This is a genomic window from Arthrobacter oryzae, assembly GCF_030718995.1.
GTDB lineage: Bacteria > Actinomycetota > Actinomycetes > Actinomycetales > Micrococcaceae > Arthrobacter > Arthrobacter oryzae_C.
In genome coordinates, this window is the sequence record NZ_CP132204.1 from 2,592,302 (window position 1) to 2,606,967 (window position 14,666).

Below are 14,666 nucleotides of genomic sequence, written 5' to 3' on the forward strand. Positions count from 1 at the left end.
CTACACGTCACAATTCTGCGCGCCACCGTGCGCAAACGGTTCGAACGAACCCGTTGAACTCCGTGTCCCGGGCTGTTACTGCCAACGCCGGAACCGTAGGTCGCCAGGCGGCTGTCATTGCAGCCGCGTCCGGATTGATCCTCAGCGTTGGAATGCCGGCGAACGCCGCCGACACCAACCTGGGTGTTTCCGCTTCCACGGAGTCCGGCTCACAGTCGGCCCAGCTGACCGTCACCGCGGAACCGACAGCGACTGTTTCCTTCGAGCGTCCGGCAGTGACCACGAAGGCAGCGCCCAAGGTTGAAACCGTCCGGGCACAGTCCACCGGTACAGATGCCAGCGAAACGTCCACTGAGGCCGACGCAGAAGGCAAGGCAGGCAAGCTTGCCGACGCCGCTTCGTCTGCAGCAGCATCGGGCCTCGCTGCCATCGCCTACACCGGCATTGGCAGTGCCTACGTCTGGGGCGGCACCACTCCCAGCGGCTGGGACTGCTCAGGCTTCACCCAGTGGGTCTACGCCCAGGCCGGCATCAGCATCCCCCGCACCAACGCATGGACTGCCATGACGCCCACCGCCACCCCGGCGCCGGGCGATCTTGTCATGCAAAACGGCGGCGCACACGTTGGCATCTACGTCGGCAACGGCATGATGATCAGCGCGTTGAACCCGTCGCAGGGCACCCTCCTGCACGCTGTGTCCGCCACGGGCACGTCCGCGTACTACACCATGCGCTAAATCACACTGCGCTAAAACACGTGCTTCCCTTCAGTGAAGCGCGCGTCCTTCGCTAAAAACCCTGTTCGGGCCGTTCCGGCTTACCCCCAAGATGCCGGAGCGTCCAAAAGCCGCGGCCTGCCATGCAGTCTGAGGAAAACGAAAGAGAGAAATAATGACTACTCGTGCCATCGCACGGCACCGCGCCGAGGTTACCAAAACCAACTCGCTTGCTGTCATTGCCAAGGCTGTCGGCGACAACGCCGGCGGCATGGGCCGTCAGGCTGCGGTTATCGCTGCTGCTTCCGGCCTGGTCCTGACGAGCGGTATCGCAGCCAACGCTGCCGACACCAATGTTCAGCGCGAAGCAACCTCTGCTTCCACCTTGGAAGTCCAGTCTTCCGCTCCCGCCAACATCTCGGCTGCATCCAGCATCGCCATCTCCTTCGAGAAGCCCGCTGTATCCACCTCCCCGGCTCCGGTCGTTGAAGAGCCCAAGCCCGTTGTTGAGGTCCAGGAAGCTGCTCCCGAGGCCGCTCCGGCAGCCACCGTTGAAACCACCGTCGCAGCTCCGGCCGCCCCCGCGCCGGCTGCTCCGGCCGCTGCCAGCGGTAACGGCGCCTCGATCGCAGCTGCTGCTTACGCCCAGCTCGGCGTTGCCCAGGACTGCACCGCCCTCGCCACCAACTCGCTTGCAGCCGTGGGCATCAACTACCACGGCTGGCCGGCAGGTTACCTCTCCCTGGGCCGCACCGTCAGTGCAGCCGAGGCGCAGCCGGGCGACCTCGCCTACTACCAGAACGGCGGCATGGGCATGGCTCACATCGCTGTCTACGTTGGCAACGGCCAGGCCGTGCACGGCGGCTGGAACGGTGGAACCACCTCCCTGTTCAGCGTCAACGTCGGCTCCGGCCCGGTCTTCATCCGCGTCGGCGGCTAAAGCCTCCGGCTCACGTTTGCCAAAAGAACCCCTGCCTTCGGGCAGGGGTTCTTTTGCGTTTCCGGCAGGTGAATTTTTATCGACACGGGCTGTATGGTAACGGCCCGATTCGGTGATCGGCCACTTGAGTGTTTACTCTTGTGTTGTCGATCCATAGCCCGGACAAGCAGAGGGCAGCCGGCCCTCGAGCCCCTGACGGGTGCGGCCGTGAAGAGGTATGTGCATGCGCACTCTCGTTCTTAATGCTGGATATGAACCGCTGGCGGTTGTGACATTCCGCCGGGCGCTGGTTCTTGTGCTGACCGGAAAAGCTAGCGTGGTGGCCGAAGGCGACGATCCTGTCGTCGGGCCGCAGGAGATCCTGGGCCGCCCGTCCGTGATCCTCCTGAACCGCTACATCCGCCCGCGGTACAACACCATCACGGCAGTGAGCCGCCGGGGCGTGCTGCGCCGCGACGGCCACCGCTGTGCCTATTGCGGGAAAGCAGCACACACCATTGACCACGTCCACCCCAAATCGAGGGGCGGTGCCGACTCGTGGGAAAACCTGGTGGCCGCCTGCTTGAGATGCAACAACGTGAAAGGCGACCACACCCCGGCCGAAATGGGCTGGAAGCTCAGGTTCGTGCCGGCGCCCCCTCACGGCACCATCTGGCAGATTAAGGAGCTGGAAAAGCCCACTCCCGCGTGGGATCCGTTCCTGCTGCCTGAATCCGCCGCCTGAGGCGTCGCTGCTGCACGGGGCCGGCTCCATCGCTAGGCTGGCCTTGTGGAGTTTGATGCCTTAATCCTGGCCGGCGGCCGGTCATCCCGCCTGGGCGGCGTGCCCAAGTCCCAGTTGGTGTACGACGGCGCCACCCTCCTGTCGCGGTCGCTCGCGGCAGCCGCCGGGGCAACCGCCACAGTGGTGGTGGGACCCGATCCCGGTGTCCTGCCCTCCGGCGTCCTGACGTGCCGTGAAGAGCCTGCGTTCGCCGGCCCTGCCGCAGCTATTGCTGCCGGCCTGGCTGCCCTTGCCCATGCGCAGGGGCCGTATCGGGCAGGCATGACGTTGGTTCTGGCCTGTGACATGCCCAAAGTGGACCAGGCGGTGGCCGCCCTGCTGGCTGCCTTGGCCGCGGGATCCCCGGGGTCCGCGGGCTCCGAAGGAGTCATGTCCGTTTCGCCGGACGGCCGCCAGCAGCCGCTCGCGGGCTTTTATAGCACACATGCGCTACAACGGGCCGTCGAGGAAAAGGCCAGGAGCGGAGGGCTTGCGGGAGCATCAGTCTTCGCCCTCCTTGCTAGGCTTGACGTGCGGACTGTAACCGTCCCCGCCGGTGCCACGGACGACGTGGATACCTGGGGCGATGCCACCGCGTTAGGGGTGTCCCGCCAGGGGGCGTGAACCGCCGTCAGCATGCGCCGACGTCGGTGGACCGTGCGGTGGCACCGCAACTGAATTTTCGAGTTTGGAGGCAACAGTGAAGAGCCAGGAAGAAACGCTGGAAGACTGGTGCCGGGCGCTGCTGCAAGCATTCGAGTTGGAGGACGTCGAGGTGGACGTCAATGAAGTACTTGCGCTGGCCGGGGTGGCAGCCCACTCCGTGGTGCGCCCGGCGGCGCCGTTGACCACCTTTATCGCCGGCTTCGCGGCGGGCATGGCCACGGGCTCGGGCCAGGCCCCGGACACGGTCTCCATGCAGGCTGCCCTGGGCACGGCACGGGCGCTGGCGATGGACTATGCGGAAGTGGACACGGCAGCGGCGACGCAGCATTCGCCATCCGGGTCGGAATCAGCCGTGTCCGGGCCGGCGGCCGACCCGGCAGCAGTGCCACCCGCCACAAGCAGGAACACCGGCGCATGACGGCTGCGCCGCCGGGCGGCGCCGACGCCGCCAGCGACGTCCTTGAAGAAGGGGATCCTGCCGGCGGCCCAGACTCCGCCGACGCAGCCGACGCAGCCGACTCCCAGGCTCCCGCTTCGCAAGGGGGCGAATCCCAGGCGGCGGGATCCCGCGGGGTCGGGCACACCCACGCGGCGCACACCTGGCAGGAGGCCCGGCAGGCGTCGTTCGACTGCGCCACACCCATCCCGCCGGGACCGGTGCCGCTCAGGAGTGCGCTGGGCAGGACGCTCGCCGCGGATATCACGGCGCTCCAGGATATGCCGCACTATGCTTCATCAGCCATGGACGGCTGGGCGGTCAACGGGACGGGGCCGTGGATCCTGGCAGAGCCCGGCCACCGGCTGGCGCCGCACCAGGCCAGCCCCATCGTCACGGGCGGCCTCATTCCCCCCGGCGCCAAGGCTGTGCTCCGCAGCGAAAGCGGCATGATCACAACGGATGACGAAGGGCTCCCGGTCCTGGCCCTTGGCGGCTCGGCGCGGCCCGGCGAACCGAAGAACGGCCAGCACATCCGGAAAGCCGGGGAGGAAGCAGCCGCCGGAGACGTCCTGGTCAAAAGCGGTGCGGTCCTCAATCCGGCCCACGTAGCCCTCGCTGCGCTCGCCGGGTACGACTCCCTGCAGGTCCAGGGCAAGCCCGTGGTGAGGATCCTGCTCACAGGCTCCGAAGTGGTCGCTGCAGGCCTTCCCTCGCCCGGCAAGGTGCGCGACACCTTCGGCCCGCAACTGGGGGCAGTGGTCGGGATGCTCGGCGGCATCTTCGCCGGGCAGGAAAAAATCGGCGACAACTACGACGAATGGCTTGCTGCCTTGGAAGACATCGGTCCCGAGGACATCGGACCGCAAGCCGGTCCGGGCGTGCAGGCTGGCCAGGCCCCGGAAACCGGTTCCGTTCCATCGCTGGGAGCGCCGGTGCCGGGCGCGGAGGAGGTGCCTGCCGACGTCGTCATCACCACCGGCGGAACCGGCCAGTCCGGGACCGACCACCTCCGCCGTGCCGTTGCGGAACTGGGCGGCCGCCTGCTGATCGACGGCATCGCCATGCGTCCGGGGCATCCGGCGGTCCTCGCGGAACTGCCGGACGGCCGCTTCATCCTGGGCCTGCCCGGCAATCCCCTCGCCGCGATGATGGCGCTCTGCACGGTGGGGGCGCCGCTCCTGGCCGCCCTGGGCCACGGCACCCTGCCGCCGGTCAGCGAAGTGCCCTGCGGAACCATGATCGACGCTGAACCGGGACGGACCCGGCTTATGCCCTTCAGGCTGCTGTACGGCATGGCATCGCCGGCCCGGCACGCCGGACCAGGGATGATGCGCGGCCTCGCGGCTGCCGACGGCGTCCTTGTGGTTCCGCCGCACGGCGTTCAGCTGGGGGAGCCGGTACCGGCCTTCGCCCTGCCCTGGGGCGCGCCGATCCAGACGGCGGATCCCGCTGCGGCCAAAGCGAAGGCGGCCGCCCGCAAAGCACCCCGCAAGCCCGCAGCGGCGGACGGTCCGGTGGACTGGAGCGCCCTGCTGGGCTGAAACGTCCCCGGCTGGTGAAGCCGGTCCGGGCTTGCAATGATGGTCGTAACTGCACTGTTAAGGAGCGCATCGTGGCCCGCATGACGCAACGCCGCAAGATCCACAAGTTCGTCCTGGACGGCTCACCCCAGTCCCGCGCATTCCCTGTGCGGCACCGGGAGGATGTTCTGGCTGTGGAAGAGCCGCTCGAGATACGGCTGGGCTCCCTCCCGTTTACTGTCACCATGCGGACGCCCGGCGATGACTTTGACCTCGTGGCCGGATTCCTGGTCTCCGAGGGCATCATCTGGGACCCCGATCAGCTCATCTCCCTGCGCTTCTGTGCAGGTGAGGATGAGAACGGCGTGCAGACCTTTAACGTGGTGGAGGCCCAACTGCGGCCGGACGTGGTCCTTCCTGAGCGGGGGCGCAACATCTTTACCTCAAGCTCGTGCGGCATCTGCGGCACCGATTCGATCGATGCCGTCCGCAAGTCGTCGCATTTCAGCCCGGCGGGGGATCCGCTGACCGTGCCGGTTGAGACGCTGTCAGGGCTCCCGGACCAGCTTCGTGCCGCGCAGGCTGTCTTCGACACCACCGGCGGTGTCCATGCAGCGGGCCTCTTCCGGATCACCGACGACGGCGGCGCTGAGCTGCTGTGCCTCCGCGAGGACGTGGGACGCCACAACGCCGTGGACAAGGTGGTGGGCTGGGCGCTGCGCGAGCGGCTGCTGCCCCTGGCCGGCACGGTGCTGCAGGTCTCCGGGCGCGCCTCTTTCGAACTGGTCCAGAAGGCGGCACTCGCCGGTATTCCGGTGCTTGCGGCGGTCAGTGCGCCGTCCAGCCTGGCTGTTGAACTTGCCGACGCCAGCGGCATGACCCTGGCGGGCTTCAGCCGGGGAGCGACCCTCAACGTCTATGCCGGACAGCACCGCATCACGGCTCCCGCACCCGTGCCCGGATAGGGAAAAACGCTTGGCTTATGCGGCCCGGCACAGTAGATTTTATCCATCGAATGGACGCGCCGATCCGCTCCTTCAGCTGAGTCCAAGGGCTAGCGCATAAGCTGAAGCCAACGCCCGGCAAACCCGCGAATCAGCTGTAGGATTCCAAACCACAGGCATTAAAGAGGACCACATTGCACGACGACCGCCGCATCACGGAAGTCCGTCTTGACCGCTTCATGCGCGAACGCGTGGACCCCGCGGTGTATGCCCGCAGCGTCCCGCTGAACCTGAGCAGCTGGGATGTTCCGGACGAGCCCGTTTCCGTCCTGGAAGCCCTGCGCCACGACTTCGTCCCGCTGGAACACGGATCGGCGTGGGGGCGTCCCTGGAGCACCAAATGGCTGAGGCTGCAGGGGGAGGTTCCCGATTCATGGGGTACCGCTCCGGATACCGCAGTCGAGATCGTGGTGGACCTCGGGTTCACCCGCGAGCTCCCGGGCTTCCAGTGCGAGGGAACGGCGTGGCGGCCGGACGGGACCATTATCAAGGCCATCTCGCCGCGGAACCAGTACATACCGTTGAAGCTTCTCGGCAGCGGGATTGCAGTGGACTTCTACGTCGAGGCTGCCGCGAACCCGGACGTTGCGCAGGGGTGGACTTTCGCGGCCATGCCCTATGGCGACAAGTCAACGGCGGGGAACGACCCCAAGTACCGGCTGGGCAGCATCGCCATCGCCGAACTCAACCAGACCGTCTGGGAACTGCAGCAGGATGTCTGGACCCTTAGCGGGCTCATGCACGAGCTGCCGATGGAAATGCCGCGACGCCACGAGATCCTCCGCGCCTTGGAACGGATGCTGGATGTCATGGATCCGGACGACGTACCCGGCACCGCGGCGGCCGGGCGTGCAGCCCTGGCCGAAGTACTGTCGCGCCCGGCGTACGCCTCGGCCCATCAGCTGGTGGCAACGGGTCACGCGCATATCGATTCCGCCTGGCTGTGGCCGGTCCGGGAAACCATCCGCAAGTGCGCCCGCACGTTCTCCAACGTAGTGGCACTGATGGATGAGTCTCCCGACTTCGTTTTCTCGTGTTCATCCGCGCAGCAGTTCGCCTGGATGAAGGAGTTCTATCCGGAATTGTTCGGCCGCATCCGCGAAAAGGTCAAGGCCGGCCAGTTCGTGCCGGTCGGCGGTATGTGGGTGGAATCAGACACGAACATGCCTGGCGCCGAGGCGATGGCCCGGCAGTTTATCGAAGGCAAGCAATTCTTCCTGGACGAGTTTGGCGTGGAGTGCCGCGAGGCCTGGCTGCCTGATTCCTTCGGCTACTCCGCAGCGCTGCCGCAGATCGTCAAGGCGGCCGGCAGCAAGTGGTTCCTGACCCAGAAGATCTCCTGGAACCAGGTCAACAGGATGCCGCACCACACCTTCAACTGGGAAGGGATCGACGGCACGCGCCTATTCACGCATTTTCCCCCCGTTGACACGTACAACTCCGAGCTCAGCGGGCGGGAACTCGCGCACGCGGAGCGCAACTACCGGGACCACGGCCGTGGCACGGTTTCGCTGGTCCCCTTTGGCTACGGCGACGGCGGCGGCGGACCCACCCGGGAGATGATCGCCGCGGCCCACCGCACCGCCGACCTCGAAGGGTCGCCCAGGGTCCGGATCGGGACCGCCGCGAACTTCTTCGCCCGGGCGCAGGCCGAATACTCCCCGCTGCCGGTGTGGGTGGGCGAGATGTACTTGGAACTGCACCGCGGCACGTACACCAGCCAAGCCAAGACCAAACGGGGCAACCGGCGCAGCGAGCACCTGCTCCGGGAAGCCGAACTCTGGTGCGCCACAGCATCCGTCCGGACCGCGGGCGCGTTCGACTACCCGGCGGCCGAGCTGAAGCGACTGTGGCAACTGGTCCTGCTGCAGCAGTTCCACGACATCCTGCCCGGCAGTTCCATCGCCTGGGTCCACCAGGATGCCGAGCGGAATTATGCAGCCGTCGCGGACGCACTGGAGGCCATCATTGCCGGCGCTGCGAACGCCGCCCTCGGTGAAGGAAACCGCGAATTCCTGCTCAACGCCGCACCGCACGAACGCAGCGGCGTGCCTGCACTGGCGGCTGCCGAACCGGTCCGGAGCGACCACCCCGTGACGGTCACCGAATCCGACGGCGGGTACGTCCTCGACAACGGCGTGATCCGGGCCGTGCTGGATTCCACCGGACTCCTGACGTCCCTGGTGGACCACGCCAGCGGCCGCGAAGCTATTGCCCCCGGCCAGTTCGGGAACCATTTGGAACTCCATCGTGATACGCCCAATGAGTGGGATGCGTGGGATATCGACGAGTTCTACCGGCGCAACGTGACCTCCCTGACCGAAGCACATTCGGTGACCCTCGAGCGGGGCGGCTGGGACGCCGTCGTCGTGGTGGAACGGCTGGTCGGATCGTCCGCGATCACCCAGCGGATTTCGCTGGAAGCAGGTTCCGGCTCGCTGGGGATCCTGACCTCCGTGGACTGGCAGGAACGCGAAAAGCTGCTCAAAATCGGTTTCCCGCTGGATCTGCGCGCGGACCGTTCAGCGTCCGAGACCCAGTTCGGGCACGTCTTCCGGCCCACCCACACCAACACATCCTGGGAGGCCGCCAAGTTCGAAATCTGCGCCCACCGCTGGATCCATGTCGCGGAGCCGGGTTACGGCGTGGCTGTCTCCAATGCCTCCAGTTATGGTCACGATGTCACCCGGACGGTGAGGGACGACGGCGGCACAACGACTACCGTGCGTACGTCGCTGCTGCGCGCCCCCAAGTACCCTGATCCCGGTGCCGACCGCGGCCGGCACGATCTGTTGGTGACCATCAGGCCCGGTGCGGCCATTGCCGACGCCGTGGAAGAGGGCTACCGGACTAACCTGGCCCCGCGCATGGTGAAGGGGGCACATCCCGTCAGCCCGCTGTTCACGGTGTTCAACCAGGGAATCGTGGTGGAGGCGGTGAAGCTGGCGGAGGACGGGTCCGGGGACGTCATTGTCCGTCTCTACGAATCCCTGGGGGAGCGGTCCGAAGGGATGGTGACCGCCAACTTTGATACCACGGACGTGCAGGCAGTGGACCTGCTGGAGCGCCCCGCTGAGGCGCACGGCGTTGTGACCGGACGGGATTCCGCCAAGCTGGCGCTTCGGCCGTTCCAGCTGGTCACCCTCCGCTTTAGCCGCTGACGCGGCCATTAAGTGCAGTGAGGGCCTTAACAGGCTGAGTGGTGGCGGTCCCCAACGGCCCGCCACCACTCATCCCCCCAATAGCGCTCAGTGGGGGCCCGGCGCCCACGGATTGTGCCCGCTAGCGAGCCCAGCCTGCACCACTTTCACACATTCATGATTCTCTCATGTTCTAATGATTTTGTGAAAGCGCTCAGCCTACTTTGCAGTAGATGACCTGCGCGTCGCTGGCGCGGCAGCCCGGACGCGGCCACACCAAAAGGCGGCAAGGCCGAGGACGAAGCACAGGGCGGCCCCGTAATTGATGAAGAACCGCAGCGAATGCAGCTGTGGCGGGAAGAAGGGAAAGAGCAGGCTGCCGGCAAGGCAGACACCGCCGACGGCAAGCAAGAACGCGCCCACCCGGACCAGGGCCGGCAACCGGCTGGCCACGGCCCTGGCCAGGGCCGGGAGCAGCACAACTGAGACGTACGCCGGGTAAGCGCGGCCCGCGGCGCCATAGTATTCCACGAGCACGGCATCCCGGGGGCTGCGCTGGGAGATGGCAACCATCCCCGCCGAGGAGCCGGACGTATCCATCATGAGGAAAACAACCACCGTGAAGGCCGAGACCAGGCCGAACACCAGCAGTCCCGGCAGCCCCAGCAGCATGCTGCGGGACTTCTGAGCGCCGAACGCCCTGAGGCTGCGCAGCCCGATGAAGAAGATGACGCCGAAGAGGACAAACCGGAGTACCAGGTTGGCGATGTTGTTGCTGCCGAGAAGGCCGTCGATGGCCACGTACGGTCCGTCAATGCTGAGCAGGATCGCCAGCGTGGCCAGCACGAAAATATAGAAGAGCGACCGGTTCTCACCCCTGATGGCACTGGGAATTCGCGCCACCGCGGCGGCGCAGCAGACGGCCAGGGTGGCCCATTGCAGGATCTCGATCATCCGAGGTTCTCCCAGATCGTTTTGGTTTGTTCGTGGTCTTGTTCCTGGCGCTTGAGGGTCTTCCCCAGCGCCTGCAGCCTCTCGCCGGCCAGGGCGGCGAGCTCGCCGTCGGACATGGCGTCCAGCGCAGCCTGCCGCGCACCGGGTGGCCAGCCTGCTTCGGATTCGGTGATCATGCCGGTGGCCACCAGCCCGCCTGTCAGGCCGACTCCGGCGGCCCTTGACGTTGCGAGGGCCAGTTCGGGGGTCAGCCGGTTGGCTGTCAGCTGCGCGGAGTAATTCTGCGGGGCGATGCCCGTGGAACTGGAAACCCGGTGCCGGAGTTCACCGTCGTCGATCGCGTCCACCCAGTTCTTGACGGATGTTGCATGCGGGGCCGGGGTGAGCGGCGGTGGCCGGTCGGTTTCGCTGCCGGCTGCAGCGGACCGCGAAATGACCGCCTTCAGTAAATCCATGGTGGCAATCTGGCTGACGAGTTCCGCGGCAGTGGGAAGCGCGGGGCTTCCGGCGAGCTCGCTGTAGTTGTCGAAGGTAGCCAGCGCCGCCACGGGATTGATGTTGAAGGCCCGGCTGATGCTGACAACCGTGCTCTCGGCCACCTTCCCGCGCACCAACTGCTGGGCCAGGGTGGTCCGCTTGACCCCGGAGATTCTGCAGATGTCAGCGGTGCTCGCCTGGGGCGCTATTCCGTGAAGCCAGCGTTGGAACGCCTTGGCGGGGAGTGGCATTAATGGCTTCCTGCAGGGTGGGGCGGGGCTGGTCTCATTGGCCGATTTTACGGCGGGGGGTATATGAACTATGCTAAATGGTCGAACCCGTTGGTCCGTACACCCCCCAAGTCCGGACCAGCGGGTTCTTCCATGCCCGGCGGGATTCCAGGCCGTTTTGGGCCGCAGTGAGAGGATGGACTAATGACTGCAACCCTTGTTGCCAAAGACCTTTCCGGCGGTCACGACCACCGAACACTCTTCTCAAAACTCTCCCTCACTGTGGCGCCCGGCGACGTTGTGGGCGTTGTGGGCGCGAACGGTGCCGGCAAGTCCACCCTGCTCCGGCTGCTGGCCGGTGTGGACCAGCCCCTGTCCGGCTCGGTGAGCCTTGCCCCGTCAGATGCCTTCGTGGGCTGGCTGCCCCAGGAACATGAACGCGTTGCCGGCGAAACCGTGGCGGAGTACGTGGCGCGCCGGACCGGCTGTGCCCAGGCAACCTCGGACATGGAGTCCACGGCCGAAGCTCTGGGTTCGGGCGCCCCCGGCTCGGATGATGCCTACTCCCTGGCGTTCGACCGCTGGATGGCCTCCGGCGCAGCGGACCTTGACGAGCGGATTGCACCGGTCCTTGCCGACCTCGGACTCGACGTGGGGCCGGACGCGCTCATGACCGGCCTCTCCGGCGGACAGGCCGCCCGGGTGGCTCTGGCCGCGCTGCTGCTGAGCCGCTTCGACGTGGTCCTGCTCGATGAGCCCACCAACGACCTTGACCTCAACGGGCTGGCCAAGCTGGAAGCATTCGTGCAGGGCCTCCGCGGCGGCGTAGTCCTGGTCTCCCACGACCGCGAATTCCTGGCACGCTGTGTCACCACCATCGTTGAACTGGACCTGGCCCAGAATTCCGTGGCGGTTTACGACGGCGGCTACGAGGCGTTCCTGGAGGAACGCGCCGTGGCGCGCCGCCATGCCCGGGAGCGCTACGAAGAGTTTGCCTCCACCAAGGCGGACCTCGTCTCCCGTGCCCGGACCCAGCGTGAGTGGAGCTCCCAGGGCGTCCGCAACGCCATGAAGAAGAGCCCGGACAATGACAAGATCCGCCGTGCGGCCTCCACCGAATCCTCGGAGAAGCAGGCCCAGAAGGTGCGTCAGATGGAGTCCAGGATTGCCCGGCTCGACGAGGTCGAGGAACCCCGCAAGGAATGGCAGCTGCAGTTCAGTATCGGCCAGGCGCCGCGCTCCAGTGCGGTGGTGGCAACGCTGCGTGACGCCGTCGTGCGCCAGGGCGACTTCACCCTGGGGCCGGTGAACCTGCAGCTCAACGCCGGAGAGCGCATCGGTATCACAGGCCCCAACGGGGCCGGCAAGTCGACCCTGCTCCGGCTGCTGCTGGGGATCCGGCAGCCTGATTCCGGAAACGCTGCGATGGGCGCCTCTGTGGCCATCGGCGAAATCGACCAGGCACGTGGCCTGCTGGCCGGCCACCTCAAACTGGGGGACGCCGTCGAATCCGTCCTGACGGAGCTGACCCCGGCGGAGGTCCGGACCCTGCTGGCCAAGTTCGGCCTCAAAGCGGACCACACCTCGCGCCCGGTCGATTCGCTCTCGCCGGGGGAACGGACCCGCGCCGCGCTCGCGCTGCTGCAGGCCCGCGGGGTGAACCTGTTGGTCCTGGATGAGCCCACCAACCACCTGGACCTCCCCGCTATCGAACAGCTCGAAGAAGCACTGGAAAGCTACGACGGCGCCCTGCTCCTGGTCACGCACGACCGCCGGCTGCTGGAAAACGTGCGCCTGGACGTCCGTTGGAACGTCGAGGACGGCGTTGTCACCGAACAGTTCGCCGGCGCCGCAACATCTCCCGGCGCGGCAGATCGCGCCACGAAAGGCCAGTCACGATGAGCATGGACCGGGTAGCCTGGAGCTCCCTTTACAACATCACGCGGGCCTCCAGCGGCTCCAAGCCGTTCTCCAAGGCAACGCTGAAGCGCGTGTTCGGCTTCGCCCGGCCGCACCGGGGCAAACTGATCGCCTTCGTGCTGCTCTCGATCGCCATGGCAGTCCTGGCCGTTGCCACCCCGGTCCTCGCGGGGCAGGTGGTGGACGCCATCATCGCCGGAGTAGGCGCCGACGTCGTGATCGGGCTGGCCGTGCTCATCGCGGTCGTGGCCGTGGCCGAGGCCGGGCTGGGACTCGTGACGCGCTGGCTGTCCTCCACCATCGGTGAGGGCGTCATCGTGGACCTGCGCACCAAGGTGTTCGACCACGTGCAGAAGATGCCGATCGCCTTCTTCACCCGTACCAGGACCGGTGCCCTGGTCAGTCGTCTCAACAACGACGTGATCGGCGCGCAGTCCGCCTTCGCCGGAACCCTGTCCGGCGTCGTGAGCAACGTCGTGGCCCTCGCCCTGACCCTCGTGGTGATGCTGGGCAAGTCCTGGCTCGTGACCGTGCTCGCCATGATCCTGCTGCCGATCTTCCTCATCCCCGCCCGCCGGATGGGCTCCAAGCTGGCCGACCTGCGCCGGGAAGCCGCGGAGCACAACGCCTCCATGGGCACCCAGATGACGGAACGCTTCTCCGCCCCCGGCGCCACCCTGGTGAAGCTCTTCGGCCGACCGGATGAGGAGTCCCGGGAATTTGCCGCCCGCGCGGGACGCGTCCGGGATATCGGCGTGCGGACGGCGATGCTGCAATTCACCTTCGTGACCGCCCTGACGCTCGTCTCGGCGCTGGCGCTTGCCTTGGTCTACGGGCTGGGCGGCTTCCTGGCGCTGCAGGGGCAGCTGGCCGCGGGCGACGTCGTGGTGCTGGCACTGCTCCTTACCCGCCTTTACGCACCGCTCACCGCCCTCTCCAACGCCCGGGTCGAGATCATGAGCGCCCTGGTCAGTTTTGAGCGGGTCTTCGAGATCCTGGATCTCAAGCCGCTCATCCAGCAGAAGCCCGATGCGGTGTCATCGCCGGCCGGGCCGCTGTCCGTGGAGTTCGACGACGTCCGCTTCTCCTACCCGTCGGCGGACAAGGTATCACTCGCCTCGCTGGAGGACGTGTCCACGCTTGACACTCGCGGCGGTGAAGAGGTGCTGCACGGCGTCAGCTTCCGGGTGGAACCCGGCCAGACGGTCGCCCTCGTGGGCTCCTCGGGCGCCGGAAAGTCCACCATCGCCCAGCTGCTGTCCCGGCTGTACGACGTCGATTCCGGCGCCGTCCGCTTCGGCGGAACGACGCCGGGGACCGGCGTGGACGTCCGCGACCTCACCTTTGATTCGATGCGGCAGACGCTCGGCATGGTGACGCAGGACGGGCACCTGTTCCACGAGAGCATCGCCTCCAACCTGCGCCTGGCCCGGCCGGAGGCCAGCGACGAGCTCATGTGGGACGTACTGCGCCAGGCCCGGCTCGAAGACATGATCCGGTCGCTCCCGGACGGCCTGGACACGGTGGTGGGGGAGCGCGGCTACCGCCTCTCCGGTGGCGAACGCCAGCGCCTCACCATCGCCCGCCTGCTCATTGCCCAGCCGCGCGTCGTGATCCTGGATGAGGCCACCGCGGCCCTGGATTCGACCAACGAAGCCGCGGTCCAGGAGGCCCTGGGCGCCGCGCTTGAGGGCCGTACCGCCGTCGTAATTGCCCACCGGTTGTCCACCATCCGCGCGGCGGACATGATCCTGGTGGTGGAGGACGGCACCATCGTGGAGCGCGGTACCCACGCTGAACTGCTCGCGGCGGAAGGCCGGTACGCGGAGCTCTACCGCACGCAGTTCGCGGAAGCGAGTGCCGTGGTGCAAGAGGCTGTGCCGGAGTTCTAGTGCAT

General features: G+C 66.8%; 12 protein-coding genes. 10 read left to right on the plus strand and 2 right to left on the minus strand.

Annotated features, from left to right (window positions below; genetic code table 11):
* The first annotated feature begins 62 nt into the window (after window positions 1–62).
* From Q8Z05_RS11950 to Q8Z05_RS11985, 8 genes are all read left to right on the plus strand, one after another.
* Window positions 63–737 carry a C40 family peptidase gene (locus Q8Z05_RS11950; protein ID WP_305943548.1) on the plus strand — a complete coding sequence of 225 codons (675 nt, stop codon included), beginning with the start codon at window positions 63–65 and terminating at the stop codon, window positions 735–737.
* A gap of 154 nt (window positions 738–891) precedes the next feature.
* Window positions 892–1,656, plus strand: coding sequence for an NlpC/P60 family protein (locus Q8Z05_RS11955; protein ID WP_305939855.1), 765 nt, complete (start codon window positions 892–894; stop codon window positions 1,654–1,656).
* Window positions 1,657–1,879: 223 nt separating this feature from the next.
* Window positions 1,880–2,380, plus strand: a complete 501-nt coding sequence (locus Q8Z05_RS11960) for an HNH endonuclease (protein ID WP_028271305.1) — start codon at window positions 1,880–1,882, stop codon at window positions 2,378–2,380.
* A gap of 45 nt (window positions 2,381–2,425) precedes the next feature.
* On the plus strand, window positions 2,426–3,043 hold the full coding sequence (mobA, locus tag Q8Z05_RS11965) for a molybdenum cofactor guanylyltransferase (protein ID WP_305939856.1): 618 nt from the start codon (window positions 2,426–2,428) through the stop codon (window positions 3,041–3,043).
* A 76-nt stretch (window positions 3,044–3,119) separates the two neighbouring features.
* A complete protein-coding gene (locus tag Q8Z05_RS11970) occupies window positions 3,120–3,503 on the plus strand; it encodes a DUF6457 domain-containing protein (protein ID WP_305939857.1) in 384 nt (127 codons plus the stop codon).
* Window positions 3,500–5,065 (plus strand): molybdopterin molybdotransferase MoeA, encoded by a 1,566-nt coding sequence (locus Q8Z05_RS11975; RefSeq protein WP_305939858.1) that lies wholly within the window; start codon window positions 3,500–3,502, stop codon window positions 5,063–5,065. The genes Q8Z05_RS11970 and Q8Z05_RS11975 overlap by 4 nt, the downstream gene beginning before the upstream one ends.
* Window positions 5,066–5,136: 71 nt before the next feature.
* Window positions 5,137–6,009 (plus strand): formate dehydrogenase accessory sulfurtransferase FdhD, encoded by an 873-nt coding sequence (gene fdhD / locus Q8Z05_RS11980; protein ID WP_305939859.1) that lies wholly within the window; start codon window positions 5,137–5,139, stop codon window positions 6,007–6,009.
* Between the two features lie 173 nt (window positions 6,010–6,182).
* Window positions 6,183–9,209: an alpha-mannosidase gene (locus tag Q8Z05_RS11985; RefSeq protein ID WP_305939860.1), complete on the plus strand. Its 3,027-nt coding sequence runs from the start codon at window positions 6,183–6,185 to the stop codon at window positions 9,207–9,209.
* Between the two features lie 198 nt (window positions 9,210–9,407).
* Here Q8Z05_RS11985 and Q8Z05_RS11990 read toward each other — a convergent pair whose 3' ends face one another.
* On the minus strand, window positions 9,408–10,142 hold the full coding sequence (locus tag Q8Z05_RS11990) for a hypothetical protein (protein WP_305939861.1): 735 nt from the start codon (window positions 10,140–10,142) through the stop codon (window positions 9,408–9,410).
* Window positions 10,139–10,870, minus strand: coding sequence for a hypothetical protein (locus Q8Z05_RS11995; protein WP_305939862.1), 732 nt, complete (start codon window positions 10,868–10,870; stop codon window positions 10,139–10,141). Before Q8Z05_RS11995 ends, Q8Z05_RS11990 begins: the two co-directional genes overlap by 4 nt.
* A gap of 183 nt (window positions 10,871–11,053) precedes the next feature.
* Here Q8Z05_RS11995 and Q8Z05_RS12000 point away from each other — a divergent pair, with 183 nt between their 5' ends.
* Both Q8Z05_RS12000 and Q8Z05_RS12005 read left to right on the plus strand, forming a co-directional pair.
* The gene (locus Q8Z05_RS12000) at window positions 11,054–12,751 is read left to right on the plus strand and encodes an ABC-F family ATP-binding cassette domain-containing protein (protein ID WP_305939863.1); all 1,698 of its coding nucleotides are present in this window, start codon (window positions 11,054–11,056) and stop codon (window positions 12,749–12,751) included.
* Window positions 12,748–14,661: an ABC transporter ATP-binding protein gene (locus Q8Z05_RS12005; protein ID WP_305939864.1), complete on the plus strand. Its 1,914-nt coding sequence runs from the start codon at window positions 12,748–12,750 to the stop codon at window positions 14,659–14,661. Before Q8Z05_RS12000 ends, Q8Z05_RS12005 begins: the two co-directional genes overlap by 4 nt.
* The last annotated feature ends 5 nt before the right edge of the window (window positions 14,662–14,666 follow it).